Source organism: Ruegeria sp. D1(2025), from assembly GCF_056536425.1.
In genome coordinates, this window is sequence record NZ_JBQFPO010000008.1 from 1 (window position 1) to 18,141 (window position 18,141).

18 protein-coding genes, 1 tRNA gene and 1 pseudogene are annotated in these 18,141 nt (G+C 54.6%); 9 read left to right on the forward strand and 11 right to left on the reverse strand.

What is annotated here, in order from left to right; translation table 11 throughout:
- A partial coding sequence (locus ACR1XU_RS16755; protein ID WP_480907463.1) for a hypothetical protein occupies positions 1-340 on the reverse strand: 340 nt, incomplete at its 3' end.
- 316 nt (positions 341-656) lie between these two features.
- On the opposite strand from ACR1XU_RS16755, the gene ACR1XU_RS16760 reads away from it, so the two are divergent.
- Positions 657-1,082, forward strand: a complete 426-nt coding sequence (locus ACR1XU_RS16760; protein ID WP_480907570.1) for a cation:proton antiporter domain-containing protein — start codon at positions 657-659, stop codon at positions 1,080-1,082.
- A 1,162-nt stretch (positions 1,083-2,244) separates the two neighbouring features.
- Here ACR1XU_RS16760 and ACR1XU_RS16765 read toward each other — a convergent pair.
- Positions 2,245-2,670, reverse strand: a pseudogene (locus tag ACR1XU_RS16765) (integrase core domain-containing protein); the annotation flags it as partial.
- A 478-nt stretch (positions 2,671-3,148) separates the two neighbouring features.
- Positions 3,149-3,769, reverse strand: coding sequence for a response regulator transcription factor (locus ACR1XU_RS16770; protein WP_480907465.1), 621 nt, complete (start codon positions 3,767-3,769; stop codon positions 3,149-3,151).
- A 135-nt stretch (positions 3,770-3,904) separates the two neighbouring features.
- Between ACR1XU_RS16770 and ACR1XU_RS16775 the strand changes: the two genes are divergently transcribed.
- Both ACR1XU_RS16775 and ACR1XU_RS16780 read left to right on the forward strand, forming a co-directional pair.
- The gene (locus tag ACR1XU_RS16775; protein WP_170617483.1) at positions 3,905-4,384 is read left to right on the forward strand and encodes a molybdopterin-binding protein; all 480 of its coding nucleotides are present in this window, start codon (positions 3,905-3,907) and stop codon (positions 4,382-4,384) included.
- A gap of 48 nt (positions 4,385-4,432) precedes the next feature.
- Positions 4,433-6,970, forward strand: coding sequence for a hybrid sensor histidine kinase/response regulator (locus ACR1XU_RS16780; protein ID WP_480907467.1), 2,538 nt, complete (start codon positions 4,433-4,435; stop codon positions 6,968-6,970).
- Between the two features lie 604 nt (positions 6,971-7,574).
- Here the strand turns inward: ACR1XU_RS16780 and ACR1XU_RS16785 are convergent.
- Positions 7,575-7,650 (reverse strand) — tRNA-Thr (locus ACR1XU_RS16785).
- 180 nt (positions 7,651-7,830) lie between these two features.
- Between ACR1XU_RS16785 and ACR1XU_RS16790 the strand changes: the two genes are divergently transcribed.
- Complete coding sequence (locus ACR1XU_RS16790; RefSeq protein ID WP_480907469.1) at positions 7,831-8,706, forward strand: hypothetical protein; 876 nt, start codon at positions 7,831-7,833, stop codon at positions 8,704-8,706.
- Between the two features lie 193 nt (positions 8,707-8,899).
- Here ACR1XU_RS16790 and ACR1XU_RS16795 read toward each other — a convergent pair whose 3' ends face one another.
- Positions 8,900-9,169, reverse strand: a complete 270-nt coding sequence (locus ACR1XU_RS16795; protein WP_170614681.1) for a DUF2312 domain-containing protein — start codon at positions 9,167-9,169, stop codon at positions 8,900-8,902.
- Between the two features lie 163 nt (positions 9,170-9,332).
- On the opposite strand from ACR1XU_RS16795, the gene ACR1XU_RS16800 reads away from it, so the two are divergent.
- The gene (locus ACR1XU_RS16800) at positions 9,333-9,551 is read left to right on the forward strand and encodes a hypothetical protein (protein ID WP_170614682.1); all 219 of its coding nucleotides are present in this window, start codon (positions 9,333-9,335) and stop codon (positions 9,549-9,551) included.
- 10 nt (positions 9,552-9,561) lie between these two features.
- On the opposite strand, the gene ACR1XU_RS16805 is transcribed toward ACR1XU_RS16800, so the two are convergent.
- Positions 9,562-9,777: a hypothetical protein gene (locus ACR1XU_RS16805; protein ID WP_170614683.1), complete on the reverse strand. Its 216-nt coding sequence runs from the start codon at positions 9,775-9,777 to the stop codon at positions 9,562-9,564.
- 253 nt (positions 9,778-10,030) lie between these two features.
- Between ACR1XU_RS16805 and ACR1XU_RS16810 the strand changes: the two genes are divergently transcribed.
- Genes ACR1XU_RS16810 through ACR1XU_RS16825 form a run of 4 tightly spaced genes read left to right on the forward strand, consistent with a single transcriptional unit; the run spans position 10,031 to position 12,222 of the window.
- Positions 10,031-10,894, forward strand: a complete 864-nt coding sequence (locus ACR1XU_RS16810; protein ID WP_170619544.1) for an MBL fold metallo-hydrolase — start codon at positions 10,031-10,033, stop codon at positions 10,892-10,894.
- A 33-nt stretch (positions 10,895-10,927) separates the two neighbouring features.
- Positions 10,928-11,350, forward strand: a complete 423-nt coding sequence (locus ACR1XU_RS16815) for a YeeE/YedE family protein (protein WP_321254338.1) — start codon at positions 10,928-10,930, stop codon at positions 11,348-11,350.
- Positions 11,350-11,781, forward strand: coding sequence for a DUF6691 family protein (locus ACR1XU_RS16820; RefSeq protein ID WP_170807957.1), 432 nt, complete (start codon positions 11,350-11,352; stop codon positions 11,779-11,781). The genes ACR1XU_RS16815 and ACR1XU_RS16820 overlap by 1 nt, the downstream gene beginning before the upstream one ends.
- A gap of 9 nt (positions 11,782-11,790) precedes the next feature.
- Positions 11,791-12,222 carry a TIGR01244 family sulfur transferase gene (locus ACR1XU_RS16825; RefSeq protein ID WP_170807956.1) on the forward strand — a complete coding sequence of 144 codons (432 nt, stop codon included), beginning with the start codon at positions 11,791-11,793 and terminating at the stop codon, positions 12,220-12,222.
- Here the strand turns inward: ACR1XU_RS16825 and ACR1XU_RS16830 are convergent, their stop codons facing one another.
- From ACR1XU_RS16830 to ACR1XU_RS16850, 5 genes are all read right to left on the reverse strand, one after another.
- Entirely contained in the window at positions 12,223-13,332 is a 1,110-nt protein-coding gene (locus tag ACR1XU_RS16830) for a FliM/FliN family flagellar motor C-terminal domain-containing protein (protein ID WP_480907473.1), read from the reverse strand.
- A 77-nt stretch (positions 13,333-13,409) separates the two neighbouring features.
- Positions 13,410-16,088 carry an ATP-binding protein gene (locus ACR1XU_RS16835; RefSeq protein WP_170614689.1) on the reverse strand — a complete coding sequence of 893 codons (2,679 nt, stop codon included), beginning with the start codon at positions 16,086-16,088 and terminating at the stop codon, positions 13,410-13,412.
- Positions 16,076-16,390, reverse strand: coding sequence for a hypothetical protein (locus ACR1XU_RS16840; RefSeq protein WP_170807953.1), 315 nt, complete (start codon positions 16,388-16,390; stop codon positions 16,076-16,078). The genes ACR1XU_RS16835 and ACR1XU_RS16840 overlap by 13 nt, the downstream gene beginning before the upstream one ends.
- Positions 16,387-16,767, reverse strand: coding sequence for a response regulator transcription factor (locus ACR1XU_RS16845; RefSeq protein WP_170680831.1), 381 nt, complete (start codon positions 16,765-16,767; stop codon positions 16,387-16,389). Before ACR1XU_RS16845 ends, ACR1XU_RS16840 begins: the two co-directional genes overlap by 4 nt.
- Positions 16,768-16,845: 78 nt before the next feature.
- Complete coding sequence (locus ACR1XU_RS16850) at positions 16,846-18,087, reverse strand: short-chain fatty acyl-CoA regulator family protein (RefSeq protein WP_480915638.1); 1,242 nt, start codon at positions 18,085-18,087, stop codon at positions 16,846-16,848.
- Positions 18,088-18,141 lie beyond the last annotated feature (54 nt).

Here is an 18,141-nt window from a genome sequence, read left to right on the forward strand (position 1 = left end):
AACGGGCCACGGTTTCGAACCATTCCTGCGCGTCAGCAACCAATCGCTCCGTCGAGTGGCGCTGCCATTCCGCCATACTCTGAAGGGCTTTCGACGGTTCCGACGGGTTAGCGTAAGACACTTCTCGCGCAGCTTGCAGGGCCGTTCGGACCGCCTCATGTCGCCGCTCGAACCAATGCTGCGCAAAGGCCTCTGTTTCCTCAAGCATTTTTTCTTGCGCGTCCCAGAATTGTTCGATCTGGGCACCGAAGGCCAGATTGCCAGACATGGGCGGCTGCATATTCTTGAAAACGTCCACGAGTGAAGCCGGGTAATATGACTTGGACTTCTTTGTCGACATCGAAAATTCCTCCTCATTCCCTGATTGACCTATTGTGCCACTTGCGGTGGGCATCCGCCTTAATACAGATCAATATCTCTTATTCTTAGGATCCTCGGTTCAGACCGTGTAAGGATATTCGCATTCGCTCCGACATCAGTTCCTACAAGGCAGGGTCGGAGTTTGAGTAGTCTAGACAAGAAGTTAACGCTTGGTTTTATGTGCACGTTGCCGTCTTTCTGATTACCCTTGGTGTCCTCATCCTTGCCGGATTGGCGTGCCATCCGCTTGTCTGACCGGGCGCTTGAAAACGGGAGAGCCTCTGAAAGCCGAAGCGGTGTGTTTCGTCTTTCTGACAGCGGGTCTTTCGCTATTGCTGAAGGTTTCGTTTCTTTTATCAGGCATGGTTGCAGGCGCAGTTGTCGGAAATCTTGCCCACCATCATGACCGTGCTTTTCATGAGATCGAGCACATTCAATGGCCATTCATCATCCCGTTCTTCCTGTTGGCTGGCGCCACGTTGGATATTGAGGCCTTTGGCTTGATGGATTGGGCCGGTACTCTTTTCCTGATCTTGCGCGCCGTGGCACGCCTTGTCGGGGGGTTATTGCGGAGCAACCCTACGCCGCGAATGATCCCATCCCTCAGCAGCGCGGATTTTTCTTGCCTGCGGCGCTGCGACGCGGAGCCGGGTCAGGCAATCACGCTAACTACATGTTACTTCCACCCTTCGGGGGGCCCGCGTTGCTCTTGTCCCCTCTAGCTAGCTTGCAGCGCGGGCCAACTAGTACCGTTCGTTTTTCTGCTGTGCCTGTCTCGCCGCCGCTGATGATGCGCAGCGAGAGTTGAACCTTTACGACCCACAACCGCATAGTTGATTTCGGCGACTGATATGTCAGCAGGACCTTGTGCAAGCAGTTCGCTCGGACTTTTAGTAAGATACCGACATCTACTATGGAATTGCTGACATTGACGCTTCTACTTCCTTCAATCTAGAACAGCACGTCGCCAACTGGTGCGCCGGGAGGGACCGACTACATCGCTATCAAAATCGGACCTGAAGTACCTCGTTCAAGAGACAGCCGCGGACAGCGAAATCACAACAACGCCGATCAGAAAAAGCCGCAGAACGCTGCAACTCTAAACCAAAAAAGTGTTCAACGAGATTTAAGAAAATAGTACGAAATGGCTTCTGAAACAACGCGACCCGAGTGTCGCACACCTCGAACTCCTCGAAAAAAGCGAGTGGACCAGACCGTGAAGCTGATATGCACTGCCAATTACAATCAGATCAAGCATACTACCTGTCGCAATTGATAGCTTTGTGATGGGTGGAGCGAGGGGCTGGACGAGGGGGTAAGAGCCAGCCCCTCTCTCACAAGGGGGAATTCCGGAGTGGTAGAAGTGTTCCGTTGAAGACAACTTACCTTGAGCACCCAATCCTCGAAATTGGGGAATTCCCGTAGCATTGCAAAATCTGGCGAAATAGTCTGTTTCCAAAAGGCAAACAGTAAGTTTCGTAACGAGCAGCGGGCATAATTTTGCCACCATGCAATCCTCTGACCGTGGGTGGCACGCGTTGATTTTTGCGCATTCCGAATATTGCGACCGGTTATGAGCGGGTTGTTGGGTTCGGCGTGCCGCCCCACGAGCCCCAAAAAGCTCGCTGGAGAATTGAATTGCGGTTTTTTAATGTCAGAGCACAACCGCATTTTTCATTCCACCGACCCAATTTGAACAACCCGAACAAGTAGCAGTGTGGAGCGGCGCGCCTTGATGAGGATTTACGATTTCAATGAGGGGGTGCGAGTTCGGCGCGTCGCACCATGCCCCAAAAGGTGTACTGAGAGCAGAGGACTATGTCCCCACGAGCCGTTTGCTCAAGCTTTCTGATGCGTAAAATGAACTGCTCCCCTTCGAGTCTGCTAATTTAGGTTAGCTCTGCTCAGGTTTTGGTCTTCCTTTGACCGGTTAGCATATTCGTGTGGCGTCAGGCCCGAGAGGCTAGAAAGAGGTCGGTTGCGATTGTAGTCGGCGCGCAATGCAGCAATCGTGCGACCGGCATGGCGCAGAGACTGGAATAGGTGTTCGTTGAGGCACTCCTCACGCATCCTTCCGTTAAAGCTCTCGACCACGCCGATTTGTATGGGCTTGCCTGGCGCAATGTAGTGCCAATCGACCTTGCGATTTCCTTGCCACTTGCGCATCGCGTTTAAGGTCAGTTCGGTGCCGTTATCTGAGACTACCAGGCAAGGATAGCCACGCAACTCAGCGATCCGATCCAACTCACGGGTGACACGTGCGCGCCCCCAAATGGATATGTCCACGACGGCAGCCAGGCATTCCCGGCTGTGCACTCTGAGCCTGCCACCTGTACTGGTCCACCGCTATGTTTAGGAAACGGAGGACCATCAATTGCTACTATGCCCGCCCAACCGAGAATGGTTCAATTCGTCTGACGTCCTTTTTTTGAAATCGCACGATCTGTGAGTTTTTTCTCGCTTCAGCTGCGTTCGATTACTATACTAAAGTAGCAATCTGTGAGTGGTTGTGATTTTTAGATTGTTCTGGTCGCTCCTCTACTTGTTAGGTGGAGCGACTAATTCTTTGCTGGATTCCGGGCAGTATCCGTTGATTGGGGCCATTTAGCCAACCCATAAGTGTGCCTTTTGACCTTGTTCTGAGCTAGAAAATTCCAAACGTGCCGCAAGAATTTTTGTTAGGTTGAACCAAGACAGTGCCGGCAACTTGATCGCCTGAATGATCGTTGCGCGGGCTGCAATTTGGGTTGAGTATAACATCAAGTCCGTTTGCTTTTATTTGGGCCTACTATCCCCGAGAGTGTGAACTTGACTTGGCAAGCAACGCGGCTTGAGTTCTGTTACTCACTCCAAGTTTTCCAAGTATGTTCGTGACGTGAAATTTTACCGTCACTTCTTTTAGTAGCAGGTCTTGTGCTATCGATTTGTTGGATTGGCCGGATGCAAGCATGTCAAGAATCTGTTGTTCCCGAATTGTCAGGCCATAGTCCTTTGGGAAAGCACCGGGCTGCTTTTGTTGAATGCCTGCTGAGCGCGCGATCGACCTATCTCCGGTAAGTTCATTGATACTGTCGAGCATCAAATCCACTGGCATGGACTTTGGAAAAAAAGCGAGTGCCCCAAGTTCAATGGCTCTGTCAGCAACTTCAGGGGAGGCGACACCGGAAATAATGGCTGTTTTTTGGTCTGGAAAACGTGATTTGAGTCGAACCAGTCCTTCCAGATCGTTCATACCTGGCATCTGATAGTCCAGAATCGCGAGGTCGATGTTTTTGAAGGCAGAAATCACAACATAAGCTTCTTCTGCACTTGCAGCTACCTTTACTTCAAACCCAGCTTTTTCGGCCAGATAGGTGGCCAATGTATCGCGAACCAGTTGATGATCATCGGCAATTAAGATGGTACTCATCAAGTAACGGAATGCCCCCGAGAAAAAACTGTTATGCCACAAGCAACGATCGACCTAGGTTCATTCATTCGCTGTTCGACGCTCGAAGCAGTGACAACGCCACAGTAACATCATGCTTCCAGGGAGGCCAATTCTATGAGTTCAAGAAATTTCCTTAGCATCACTACTGCTGTCGCCTTAGTGTGTTCTTCAACGGTCAGAGCGCAAGACCAAATTCCGTTGACAGTTGTATTTGCCGGAGGAGAACAGAAAAACCTCTCATTGGAAGATCTAGACACAATGAAACAGGTTTCCTTTTCAACTTCAACAATCTGGACAGATGGAGTTAACCAATTCAGCGGTGTTCCGGTTGCCAGCTTGCTTCAATACCTCGATGCCGAAGTTCAACAGCTTAAACTGTCCGCTTTGAATGATTATTCGGTGAAGATACCTGTTGCCGAGCTAGAGGCAGAAGTACCGATTATCGCAACCCGAGTTGACGGATCAACCATGTCGGTTCGCGAAAAAGGACCTTATTGGGTCATGTTTCCATTTGACGATAGGCCCGACTACAAGACTGAGTCGAACTATTCACGTGCAATTTGGCAACTGCAAACAATTGAACTTCTCGAATGAATTACGAAAGTTCCTTGGCTGTCTGGAGAAACTGTTTTGGAGGGTCGAATGATAGGGGGTCTAGCCAGGCTCGTCTTTCCCGCGACTGTTTTGGTTCTTGTGGCAGTCGTAGTTGCCTTGGGAAGAAGCCTTTGGATTGAACAGCGGGCTTTAGCGACTGCCGGCAATGAGAATGCCCAATGGACAGTTCTACAGCTGGATACTGAATTCGCTAATTTGCGATCCGTTTTGCTGGAAGAAGCTTCGCGGTACAGGCCAGACTCTCTGAGAACCGTAATACAAACACAGATCACTTTAAGCCGGATTGATCTTGTAAGCCACGGAATCGCAAGAGACATAATCGAAAGCGATAGCCGTGCATCAGAGTTGCTGGAACAACTAAAAAAGTTCGCCGAGGAGGCTACACGGCTAACTCAAAACTATGATGCACCCGTCAATGTTAGTGAACTCGCCGATTTGGCGTCTCTCTATCAACCGGCAGCACGTGAACTCGCGTTGCTGGGTATTATCATCGGAGCAGAAAGAACGGAGGCTCGTCGGCAAAAGTTTTCATCTGCACTAAGAAACGCTGGTTTGGTCGCTATTTCGGTTGTTTTCGTGTTGGCCGCCGTACTTTTGTTTTTGTACAGATCGTTGCAGATTTCTAGGGAACGCGATCTTGCGCTTCGGGAGACAACTGGCAGATTGGAATCGACGGTTTCCGCTTCTCTCGATGCCATAGTGATCGGCAATGAAAAGGGAGAAATTGTAGAGTTCAATAACGCTGCGGAGAGAGTATTTGGCTGGAGGAAAGGGGAAGTTCTTGGCAAAAACATCAAGAGCACAATTCTTCCAGGAGCTCATTTTGACCAAAGCGGCAGATTTGATGACAACAAGGGTCCCAACCTGATCTCAGGGCTCACTAAAAGAAATCGGGTTGAGATAGTGGGCACTCGACGCAACGGGGATGAGTTTCCTGCTGAAATCAATGTCACAAGGGTATCGAACGCCGCGGGAGACTTGGTCGCAGTATATCTACGTGACATAAGTGACAGAAAACGTAACGAGCAAGCGCTTTTGGAGGCTAAAGAAAGAGCAGAGCGAACTGATCGCGCAAAATCGCGGTTTTTGGAAGTCATGAGCCATGAGATGCGGACTCCACTAACTGGCATTCTAGGAGTTCTGGACTTACTCAAAACCACAGATCTTACCGAAAGGCAGAACCATTTTTTGGAAGTGGCTGCGGGATCCGGAGAAGTTCTTCTAGAGCAGATTAACGAAGCCCTTGATATTACTAGAATAGAATCCGGCGCTTTGGTTCTCTCACCAGTTTCGTTCAACCCTCACGAAAAGGTATCTCAAGTCGTTGCAGTTCTTGAACCATTGGCTGCCGAGAAGGGGCTGAAGCTGGACTCTGATCTCGACCCAAGCTTGCTTGGTACTTTCATCGCCGACGAAGTACGCTTCGGCCAGATTGTTACAAACCTTGTTGGAAACGCGATCAAGTTCACTTCCACCGGAATTGTCAGTGTCCAGATGAAGTTCGAAGACGCACAGCAGGCTCGAAACTTAGTCTTGACTGTTTCAGATACCGGAGATGGAATTCCTACGGATCAGCTTGAAGAAATATTCGGTGACTACGTGACCCGTGCACCGGTGAAAGGGCGATTATCTAGAGGAGATGGACTCGGACTTTCAATTTCAAGGCGAATTGCAAGGTTAATGGGGGGAGATATCACTGTAGATTCGCATTTGGGGCACGGAAGTCATTTCACTCTCAAGCTTCCTCAGATGAAAGTGGAAGAACAGCCGCAAAACGTGCTTGAAGACGATCATACAGCTTCAAATTTCACCTTGCCCAACACCAAAAAACTAAGCGTCCTTGTCGTCGAAGACAACGTCGTCAACAATTCAGTCTTGTGCGAAATGTTGAATAGCTTGGGCCACAGAGTCCATTCTGCGACCTCTGCGGCCGACGCATACAAAATGGCAACAAGTATGCGGTTTGACGTTATTCTCATGGACGTTGGTCTACCGGACATTGACGGATGCGAACTCACCAAAATGATCAGGAATTCCAAGGGAGTGAATAGATTTTGTCGGATTCATGGTCTGTCTGCTTATAACGAAGATGCACTCCTAAAAAAAGCCTTGGCCGTTGGAATGAACGGTTACACGACCAAGCCGATTCGCCTGAGTGATCTCAAGAGAGTCTTGCTGGGGGAGCCCATATATTCAAACACTAGGCAGCCTAGCACTCCTTTAATCGACAGTAACATACTCCAAGAGCTGGGTGGTACCTTAGGTGCAAAGCAAATGCGAAAAGCTATTTTGGATTTCTTCCAAGAGATGTCAGATTTCTTTTTACAACATGAGAGGATCACCGATTTAAGCGAAAGAAGTGAGCTTTCCTCCCACTTGCATAAGCTAAATGGAGCCGCTGCATTGTTCGGTTTTCGCTCATTGACAAAATCAATCGAGACTACGCGAATAACTGCCACGAAGGCTGATGTGGCCTCTCTAGAGATTGCCCTTGGTAGACTAAAGAAAGACACAAAGGACACTCGCGAACAGGTTGATAGGCTACAGTTTCCACAATCTCTTTAAGTTTCCCAACAACAGTAAGGACCTTGTATGAACTAGCAATACTTAAGGCCAGCAAAGTGTGTGCAAGTCTAGTCTAATTGGTAGGTTGAGAAAGTCGTGAGATCAAAAATAATGGGATGTGAATTTCAAAGTTTAGAGCGATAACCACTCACCGGAACAACGCTATCGTTCTAAGCCCGCCGGCTCCGCTCGGCGGGCTTTTCTATTTGTACAGCACTGTCTAAATTGTAGGAGCAAGGCTTTGCAGGATTGGCCTCGTAGAAAATCTCCGGGGACGGAAATGCTTTTCGGACGCCGAACACAATTGATTAGTTCAGTCGGGGATGTTTGGCCATGATGGTCGAGCAGAGACTGAACTGGTCCGACGCAATTGACGTCGTGAAGGGTATGATCGAAAACAGGTTCGCTCGGTGACTTAGAATGATAGTTATGAATTTGTAGGTTTTTTGGCTTAGCCTCTTTGAACCTTGCGCTCTCATACTTTGTCCAAACGCGCAGGCCTTGAGAAATATTTCTCAACCATCAAAAGGGTGGCTAGTAGGGTGGATAAAAATTAGCAAAAACACATTAACTAATTGTTATATTTTTGATAAATTAGGATTTTTGGTGCCCCCACACGGACTCGAACCGCGGACCTACTGATTACAAATCAGTTGCTCTACCAGCTGAGCTATAGGGGCGCTGACGTCCGATTACTCTCTCCGGAAAGGGACTGCAACCCACAAATTTTGCCCGCATAGAAATCTATCCCAGAACGTTTTGATAACTGCACCGCTGTTCCCCGTTGCGAATTTGACTGTGGTTGCTGCAGGCTGTAACCCGACAGGGCACCATGGGGACGCAAGGGCTGAAACGGAAAGATGCAGGTTGTCATTCACGCAGGCGGAGCTTTTGCGGACGATGGTCGGCTGCTGAACTCATTGCAGGCGAATTTGAACATCCTGTCTGCGCATGGGGTGTCTCTGGTTGGACCACGGCGCTATCGACAGGTTTTTCGGCCTGTGTTCAACGCGATAGGATCGCATCCGGTTTCCACTGATGAGCTTGTCCGGCTTATGGAAATACTGCCGGATGACGAAAACACTAAGCGAACAATATTCACCAGCCCGGATTTCATCGGTGAGCCGGTCGAGGCCATAAAGGATGGACAGTTCTATCCTGCGGCCGGGCAACGCATGGCCATCCTGGAACACGCCTTCCCAAATGATCAGGTCGAGTTGTTTTTCGGGCTGATCAATCCCGCAAGCTTCATTCCGAAAACCCTAGCGGCACTTCCGCAAGACCGTCGCGATCAGATCCTCCGGGACACCGATCTGAGCTGCCTGAGTTGGCTCAGCACGATAGAAGATATTCGCGATCTTGCACCCGGGGTCGGCATAACGCTTTGGTGCAACGAGGATACGCCTCTGATCTGGGGGGATGTGCTGCGCGCGATGGCCGGGCTAGACGACGATGTGGTGATGCAGGATGAATATGCCTTCCTCTCTTCCCTGCTGACGGAACCCGGCAAGCGCGAGGTTCTGGCGCTGATCCGTCAGGACCCTCAACCCGACAAGCATGTTCTGCGCGAGGAACTGGCCGGGATCTTTGAAACACACGCATTGCCTGAAGAGGTTGAAGAGGAGTTGGAATTGCCCGGCTGGAGCGCAGATATAGTCGAAGCGTTTTCCGAGCTTTACGAACAGGACCTAGCCCGAATTCAATCCATGCCGGGCATTCGCTTTCTGAAACCCTGATGGTCGGCCAAGGGTAGCAGTCATCAGGTATGGGGTGCTACCACCGCGGGTGAACCTCGTATTGGGTTTGATGATTTACGTTAGCAAGGATTGAAGACCCACACTGCGCCTGAACGCTGCGACAGCCCGAAATTCGCGGGCTTCCCCCTAAGACCCGAGCAGAATGGCAGCACAGAACCCCGTGGTTCTGAGCCTAGCTCATACCCAAAGCTTCTTTGTACATTTCAAGAACCGCCTCTTCCTCGGCGATGTCGTCCTTGTCCCGTTTGCGCAGCGCGATTACCTTGCGCATGACCTTGGTGTCGTAGCCGCGCGCCTTGGCTTCTGCCATCACCTCTTTTTGCTGTTCGGCAATGTCTTTTTTTTCGGCATCGAGGCGCTCGAACCGTTCGATGAACTGGCGCAATTCACCCGCCGTCACACGGTAGTTGGCGGTGGCCTGATCTTCGGTCATGTCTTCCATTTACGTCTCTCCCAGAGGCTGCGGTCTGATGCTGTGACATCGGGCAATATGCCGGATACATCGGTGCCGTCCGGGCCGCAAGCACCCAATAGCGGGCCAGGCTTGTGCCATCCGGCCTGATCCGCTAAGCGCAGCTTGAGAAAAAGGCAATATGTGGAAACCCATGTTCGAACTCATCACATGGAGCGGGGCCGCTCTTTCGCTGGCGGGGCTGGCCGGGCTGGTCTGGTGCATTCTGCGCGTGATGAAGGCGCGCAAGGCCGGTCTTTCGGATGATGAATTGCGCGCGGCTGTTCAAAGCGTTCTGCCGTGGAACCTCGCCTCATTGTTTTTATCGGTGATCGGGCTGATGCTGGTCATCCTCGGCATCTCGTTCGGATGACCAACTAAGCTCAGACTGGCAGGTTGTCGAAGCGCGCTTCCATGGCGTCTTCGCACAGCGACGCATCCAGACGCTTCAGGCGGGACGGCACATGCAGCCCCCGCTGATGCAGACGGTCAATCATTTTGCTGACGGAGGGCTGAAGGGCCAGTCGTGTTTCAAGGCATGCACCCTGCAATTGACGCTCCAGTTGTTCAGCTTCTGAGTAGAGATTCTGTTTCGACATTTCCATCCTCCCAAATGGTGCCAGTCTTGCAGATATGCGTAGTAAGTAACGGTATTGCGACTTTCAGAACATTTCCACCCAAGGTTGCGGATTCCCGCCGGTTCCCGGGGAAGATTTCGCCACTTTGCGCGCACTGCATGAATTTTATGCGGTTCCGAGTCAGAATGCCTTGACCGACATCAACAAGGAATTGATGATTGCATCACATTCCGAATTTACTATATGATATGTGATACGTTTAATGGGGGTGTGCATGACACCAGTAGTGAAAGCCTTTTTCGATCCGGATACATTCACCGTATCCTATGTCGTGCAAGAGCCCGAAGGCACTGCGTGCGCAATTATCGACAGCGTGCTGGATTTTGACCATGCATCGGGGCGGACCGGCACGGGTTCGGCAGACCGGATCATCGAATACGTCAGGTCCGGCGGACTGAAAGTCGAATGGATTCTGGAAAGCCATGTGCATGCGGATCACCTGTCGGCCGCGCCCTATCTGCAGCAGGAGTTGGGCGGAAAGATCGGGATAGGCGCCCAGATCGTCACGGTGCAGGACACGTTCGGCAAGGTGTTCAATGAAGGTACGGAATTCCAACGCGACGGCAGTCAGTTCGACGCTCTGTTCTCGGAAAATGACAGCTTTCACATCGGCCAGATGCGGGGCGACGTTCTGCATACGCCCGGGCACACCCCGGCTTGCATGACCTATGTGATCGGTGACGCGGCTTTTGTCGGGGACACCCTGTTCATGCCCGATTTCGGAACCGCACGTTGCGATTTTCCAGGCGGCTCCTCGGAAATGCTGTATGCCTCGATCCAGAAAATCCTGTCCTTGCCGGATGAAACCCGGATTTTCGTCGGGCATGACTACAAGGCACCCGGACGCGACGAGTTTGCCTGGGAAACAACCGTGGGCGAGCAAAAGGCGCTGAACGTACATATCGGACAGGGACGCAGCATCGAAGAATTCGTGGAAATGCGGGATGCGCGGGATGCCACACTGGCGATGCCCCGGCTGATCCTGCCATCGCTACAGGTCAATATGCGGGCCGGGCAGATGCCGCCTGCGGACGAAAAAGGCGACGTATTTCTGAAGCTGCCCCTCAACAAGCTTTGACGCGTACAGGCGCTTAGAAGAAGGCAAAACAATATGAATGCAGACTGGATATGGGGCCTCGCCGGAGGCCTTCTGATCGGGCTCGGCGCCGCGGTTTATCTGTTGGGAAACGGCCGCATCATGGGCGCCAGCGGTATCCTTGGCGGGTTGGTGGATCGCAGCGGCAGAATGACCGAGCGTTTGGCGTTCATCGCCGGTGTTGTCGCCATACCGGCATTGCTTCGCCCCTTGATGAATCCGCAAGCTGAAACCCATCTGACCGGAAACATCGCGGTTGTGATAGCCGCCGGCCTTCTGGTTGGTGTCGGCACCCGGATCGCAAACGGCTGCACCTCCGGGCACGGTGTGTGCGGCATCTCGCGATTTTCAACGCGTGGGATCGTTGCCACGATTGTCTACATCGCTGCGGGCGGGCTGACGATTGCCCTGCTGCGGCACGTCTGGGGGGTGATCTGATGCGTATTTTGATTTCTCTGATTGCCGGGTCTCTATTCGGGGCAGGCCTTCTGATCTCGGGCATGACGGACACCACCAAGGTGCAAGGCTGGCTGGACGTGTTCGGCAATTGGGATCCGACCCTGGCCTTTGTGATGGGAGGTGCAATTCTGCCTATGTTGGTTGCCTGGCAGCTGACGACCAACCGCGCACCTCTGGTGGGTGGGCAGTTTCCGACCGCACCTTCGTCGGAACTGGATCGCCGTCTGATCATTGGATCGGTTCTGTTCGGGGCCGGCTGGGGGCTGGCCGGATTGTGCCCGGGCCCGGCCATTGCGTCGCTCAGCTACGGCGGGGTTGGCGGCGTTGTGTTTATGGTCGCAATGATCACGGGAATGTTGATGGCTCCAACCCTTGGTTCGCAACTGGACAGAACCGCAAACCCGGCCTAAGCAATCAGAATGGAGATTCGACCAATCACCCCCCGCTATGCCGTCTCGCCACAAATCACGGTCGAGGATGTGCCAGCTATCGCTGCGGCTGGATTTGCTAAAGTCATCTGCAACAGGCCCAACATCGAAGTTCCGGCGAACATGCAGTCTGACGCCATCGGACAGGCAGTTCGCGATGCAGGGATGGAATACGAGGTTTTGGAACTGACACACCAGACCATGACCCCCGAGAACGTGGCGCTTCAACGTGAACTGGCGGAAAGCTGCAGCGGGCCGGTTCTGGCTTATTGCGCATCAGGCACGCGATGCTCGGTGGTCTGGGCGCTGGGACAATGTGATCGGATGAGCACGGATGACATCCTGTCCGCTACAACCAATGCAGGTTACATGCTGGACAACCTGCGTCCGGCATTGGATCACATGCGCCAGGAAAAAAGCTGATCAGAAATTATGGCCCGGGTCGGTTTCCGGCCCGGTCAATCCAGCAAGCTGGGATATCTCGGCGGCCATTTGGTCCGTGTCCTCAAAATTCAGTTCCGCATCGGCTGATGTCAGCAAACGCGTGTCTCTTGGCAAGGAGGCCTCAACCGCATCGACTTGTGCGGTTGGATCTTTGGGGATCGACTGTTTTTCGTCGGGCTTGCTTTCCAGAAATGCCAACGCTGCCGCATCGGCGGGAACAGGTGTAATTCCTTGCTCATTCAGCCGAACAGCGCGCATTCCCCCACATTGACCCAGACGACCGACAGCGACGGGGCTTTTGTCAATCGTCAGGAGCCTGGTACGGTCCAGCCTTGCGCCGGTCAGGGGAACAACATCGCCCACCTTTAATTCCGACAATGTTGTCAGGGGCAGCGACATCCGGCAGATCACGGAGTTCAGTTCAGCCCGTAAAACGCCGATCGCCTGATCCAGTCGGGGCCCTGTTTTCTGAATGGCCGCGTCACCGGTTTCCACAACCAGTGCTGGCTCGGGTTGCAGAAAGCACATCTGACCTTGCCGCGCCCCTCCGCCCAGCTCCACAGTCAGGTCGAAAAGGCGGTATCTGTCTTCCACCAACGCCAGTGACAAGGCCCGTGTATCCGGCAGGCGGGAAGCAAACTCAAACCCCGACAGGCTCGCCTGATCGGACGCCAAGGCGACCAGATCGACGGACCGAGCCAGCGTATCTTCGATCAGAGGTGCCACCATGGCCGCATCTGTTTCAGTGAAAGGACGCGGCTGAGGTTCACCCGGCAGCACCTCACCGAAGGCTTGCGCCTGCACGATCGCGGACACAGCGCCGGGGTTCAGACAAACGGCAGCCATGACCCCATTTTCCGCCCGAAACAACAGCAAAAGCCAGTCTTTCCCTATCAGGTCAGCCAACCCGTCCTGCGGGCAGGTCGTCTGTTTTGCGCCGATTACAGTTAGTGGTAGGTTCCATTGTTCGCCCGCAGCCCTGGCCAGTGCCAGTCGGAGGGCCCGCACGACCGGTCGGGGCGTGTCGTCGGGTTCGGTCGGCCTGATTGCAAGCTTACGCGCCAAAGCCGCATTGACGGGTTGTGTCATCGCCCTGTTCGCACCTGATTCCGAATTCCAGATTCAGGTGTAACCCAGCCGAAGTTACGAATGTCTTTAGACGGCCGCTATTGCGCAGCCTGCCGGTAGGCCAGCGGCAGGCTGACCCGGAACGCCGCCCCGCCCTGCCCCGCGAGATAGTTGATCTCGCCGCCCAGCCGCTGCACGATCTCGCGGCAGATCGCCAGACCCAGCCCCGCCCCCTGAGCTTTTTCTACCCCTACGCGGGCAAATTTCTCGAACACAACCGAACGCGCTTCGGGGGGGATGCCAGTGCCATTGTCCACGAAGTCAATCACCACCTGACCGCCAATGTCATGAGCCGAAATCGTCAGTTCCGGATCGGTCGCGTCGCAGTATTTCTGAGCGTTCGAAATCAGGTTGATGAACACCTGGGCGAGGCGATCCAGATCCGTGTGCAGCGGAATCCGTTCAGCACCACGCACCCGCCGCACACTCAGAGTCTTTTCGGTTCCTGCAAGCGCGCTGGCGACCGCTCGATCCAGAACCGAGCGCAACGTGTCGTCCCCCATATTCAGACTGACCTTGCCACTTTCCAGAACACTCAAATCCAGCAGATCGTCCAGCAAACGAGTCAAACGCAACGCCTCGTCATGAATGATCGCGGCATATCGGGTCTGTTCCTCGCGCTTCAGCCCATCCGTGTCACGCATGATCTCGGAAAAGGCCCGGATCGAGGTCATTGGCGTACGCAATTCGTGGCTGACCTGACTAAGGAACGTGTCCTTTTGCTCGGAAATCTGCGTCAGCTTCGTGTTGGCTTCGCGCAGTTTTCGCGCCGTGCGGCTGAGTTCTGCGGACTTCTCCTCAAGCTTGCTGGAATATTCCAGCAGTTCCGCGGATTCGTCCGCGACCGCCAGCAGATCTTCGACGGAAACCGATGCACCGCCAACGATCTGTCCGATCATGGCATGGGCTGTAGCGGCACCAACCGAACCGCTCAACTCGCGTTCCAGCCGTTCCAGAAACCCCGGCGTCGGTTCAGGCAGATCGGCGCGCCCGCCCTGTTGTCTGGCCTCGGACTGAAAGAACTCCTGCGCGGGACCGGCGCCCAGAATCCGCTGGGTCATGATCATCAGATCTTCGCTTTGAGCGACCGAACCGGTCCAGCCACCCGGCGCGACGGAGTGATCAAAGACATTGACGAACTGCGCACCCTGCAGGCGTTCAAGCGGGCTGGGAAAGCTCAGCAACGAGGCGATACAGAAGGCAACAGTGTTCAGCGACATGGACCACAGAACGGAATGCACCATCGGATCGATCCCCTCGATCCCGAACAGCGCCTGTGGCCGCAGCCAGCCCCAACCGAACAGCCCGTTCTGCACAACGCTGTCAGGCATTATGGCGCCGCCCATTCCCGGCAGAAGCAGGGTATAGATCCAGAGGACGAACCCAACGCTGAGCCCGGCAAGTGCTCCGGTTCGAGTGGCACCGCGCCAGAACAGGCCGCCGACCATTGCCGGCAGAATCTGGGATACACCCGCAAAAGCAATCAGACCGATCGAGGCCAAAGCCGCCCCGCCCCCCGACAGCCGGTAGTAAAAGTAGCCCAGCGCCATCAGGGCTGCGATGGACACCCGGCGGGACATCAACACCACGTTGCGCACGTCACCCGAAACCGAACCGGAACCTTCCTGCGTGCTCAGCCAGATTGGCATGACGATATGGTTCGATACCATGGTCGACAGCGCCATCGCAGTCACGATCACCATAGACGTGGCCGAGGAGAACCCGCCGATAAAGGACAGCATCGCCAGCCAGTCATTGCCCTGCGACAGCGGCACGGTCAGAACGAACAGGTCCGGGTTCGAGCCTTCGGGCAACAGATCCAGCCCCACAACGGCAATCGGAACGACAAACAGACTCATCAGCAGCAGATACAGCGGAAATGCCCATGCAGCGGTTCGCAGATGACTTTCGTCATCGTTTTCCACCACCATGACCTGGAACATGCGCGGCAGACAGACAAAGGCAGCGGCGGACAGGAAAACAAAAGTGGTCCATCGGCCCGCATCCACGTTCCATCGACCGATATCCGACGCGTCGATACGCTCCATCATCGGGGAGATCCCCCCCGCAACGCCCCAGACCACAAACGCACCGACGGCAAGCAGGGCGAACAGTTTCACCACGGATTCCAACGCGATGGCCGTCACCACACCGTGGTGTCGCTCGTTCGCGTCCAGGTTGCGTGTGCCGAACAGGATGGCAAAAACGGCAAGACCTGCGGCGACCCAGAATACACTGGAACCTTCGCGATAGAGGCCCGAGGGGTCTGCTTCGGCAAAAATGGAAAAGGACAGGGTTATCGACTGTAGTTGCAGCGCGATGTAAGGCGTGCCGCCCAGTACCGCCAGAATAGTCACACAGATGGCCAGCGTGTTGGACTTGCCGTAGCGGGAGGAGATCAGGTCCGCGATCGAAGTCACACGCTGACTGCGTCCGACCCGGACCAATTTGCGCAGGCCCCACCACCAACCGATCATCACCAAAGTCGGCCCCAGATAAATGGTCACGAATTCCAGCCCCGAACGGGCTGCGTTTCCGACCGCACCGTAGAAGGTCCAGGCGGTACAGTAGATCGACAGGGACAGCGTATATATCAGCGGTGAACGCAGCCATTTACCCTTGCCCGCTGCCGCCATTCTGTCGGCGGCGAACGCAACTCCAAACAGCAACACCACATAGCCCAGGCAGACCAGGATCAGGACGTTCAGCGTTGCCATTGATCCGTATCCGCCTCGGTTTCGTCGCGCCGGGACAAACGCCTGGCCGCATATCCAAATCCCACACTGGCCAGAATAAGCAGCCCCCAGCAGGCAAAGATGTAATAGATGGCCGAGGACAATGGAACACCGGCCCCGGCACTATCTACCGAGGGCCATAACAGCGGGATTGCAACAAGGGCGCCGCCGAGAACAGGCAGCAACCGGGCCGCATCCATCAACCTGCGCCGACGATAGCCTTGACGTTCAAGAAACAGCGAAGACCGCCCCGCTGGCGGCTGATGGTCTTCGCTCTGGCTCATGTCCGGGTGGCCTGTGCGTGCAGGTCCCGCACCGCTGTCAGAACTTCGGCATTGGAAAACGGCTTGGTCATGAACCGGCTGACCCCCGCATTTTCAGCCATTTCGCGGTCGCGGGACTGGCCCCGCGCAGTCAGCATCAGGACCGGCAGAGCTTTCATCTCGTCCAGCTCGCGTAAATCCCGCAGGATGTCCATGCCGTTTTTCCCCGGCAACATCACGTCCAGTATCACCAGATCAGGGTTTGCCCCCTGAATCACTTCAACCGCATCGGTACCCTCGGCATGGGTTTCGACCTGCCAGCCTTCACGCGTCAGCAAAAACCGAATGGCCTCAGCAATGTTCGGCTCATCCTCAATCAACAGAACCTTACGGCTCATATTTGCAATTCCTCCCCGAGACCGGCCACGCGCCCGGCGACCTGTCACATTCAGATTAAGCGCTATGTTACGAAACTGTCAAAAACCTTCACTCAGAATCGACGGTTCGCGGCGCGATCCGCATTCCGGGTTTGGGCACACACGGCAGCCGGGACCGGCGCGGACACTTGCATTACTTGTGTCTCCGGCAAACTCGACCGGTTGCACCAGCATGACAGACCGGTAATCCGGCCCGTCCTCGTGACCCGATATGCTGTGGGGCCAGGCCACCGCGTGACACTCGAATTCTGCCGCTGTTCTGCCAAGTTGCAGAACACGCCTGCGGATCGGCACCAATGGCCGGTTCAACGCCTGATACAACGGCCACAGCGGGCAGGCTTCGCCGTATCGCGGCAAGGCAAACCCTTGTACCGGCTTGAAGAAAAGGATGCTTCCCGAGGCGTCGCAGATCACCAGGCCTGTCGGGCGGGTCAGCGTGTCTTTGGGCAAAAAGGCCAGCCTGCGCAATACCGTGGCGTGGTCGACCGAAAACCGCGCCGCCAGTTTCAGCGGATCTGTTCCTGTATCAGCCAGGGCTGCCTTCAGTGGCTCAAGCGGCAGGGCCTGTGCGTCCCGTGCATAAAGCCCCAGAAGATCGCGTGTGACGGCCCTGGCGGCACCAGAATCAAGCGCGTTGAGGTCTATTTCGCCGGTCGCTCCGTTCTCTTCGATCATTGGGAAATGGTGCGCATGATCCGAGAAGAACGCCTCGGCCTCTTCCAGCGGCACACCCCTGCGATCGTTTGCCGAGTCGTTGTCATCCAAATAGGCCACCAACGCCTTTGAACTGTCGGCCAGACGTTCTGCATCCTGATGAAGGTTTCGATGAAACCGGTCCTGCCACTCGGCCTCGATATCCCGGGTGTCGACCAGAATGGCTGCCGTGGATCGAATCGCTGCTGCCGTCGACAGAACCTCGTGCATGGATGCGGCCAGGTGCGGGTCATGCGTCAGGCGATCGGACAGTGTTTCGACCGTGCGTTCAAGCGACACGACCCGCCGATGCATCTGTGCCAGCACCTTCGCCCACCCAGGAAAGCGACCGGCAAATTCTTCCAGCCCGTCAATTTCGGCGGAATGGCCGACCGATTCCGCCGCAGCCTCCCGCAGGGCTGAAATCAGCGTGGCCTCGATACCTTGCGTCAGTACCGAAGGTTCCACCATCAGAACTGACGCTATATCGACCAACAGCTTACCGCCGATCCGGCGTCGATTGTGTTCGATCAGATTCAGGTAAGAGGCCGAAATGCCGACCTGCCGGGCAAGTTCGGACTGGCGCATACCAGCAATCTGCCGACGTTCCCTGATACGGCTTCCTGTCAATACACCCCGAAT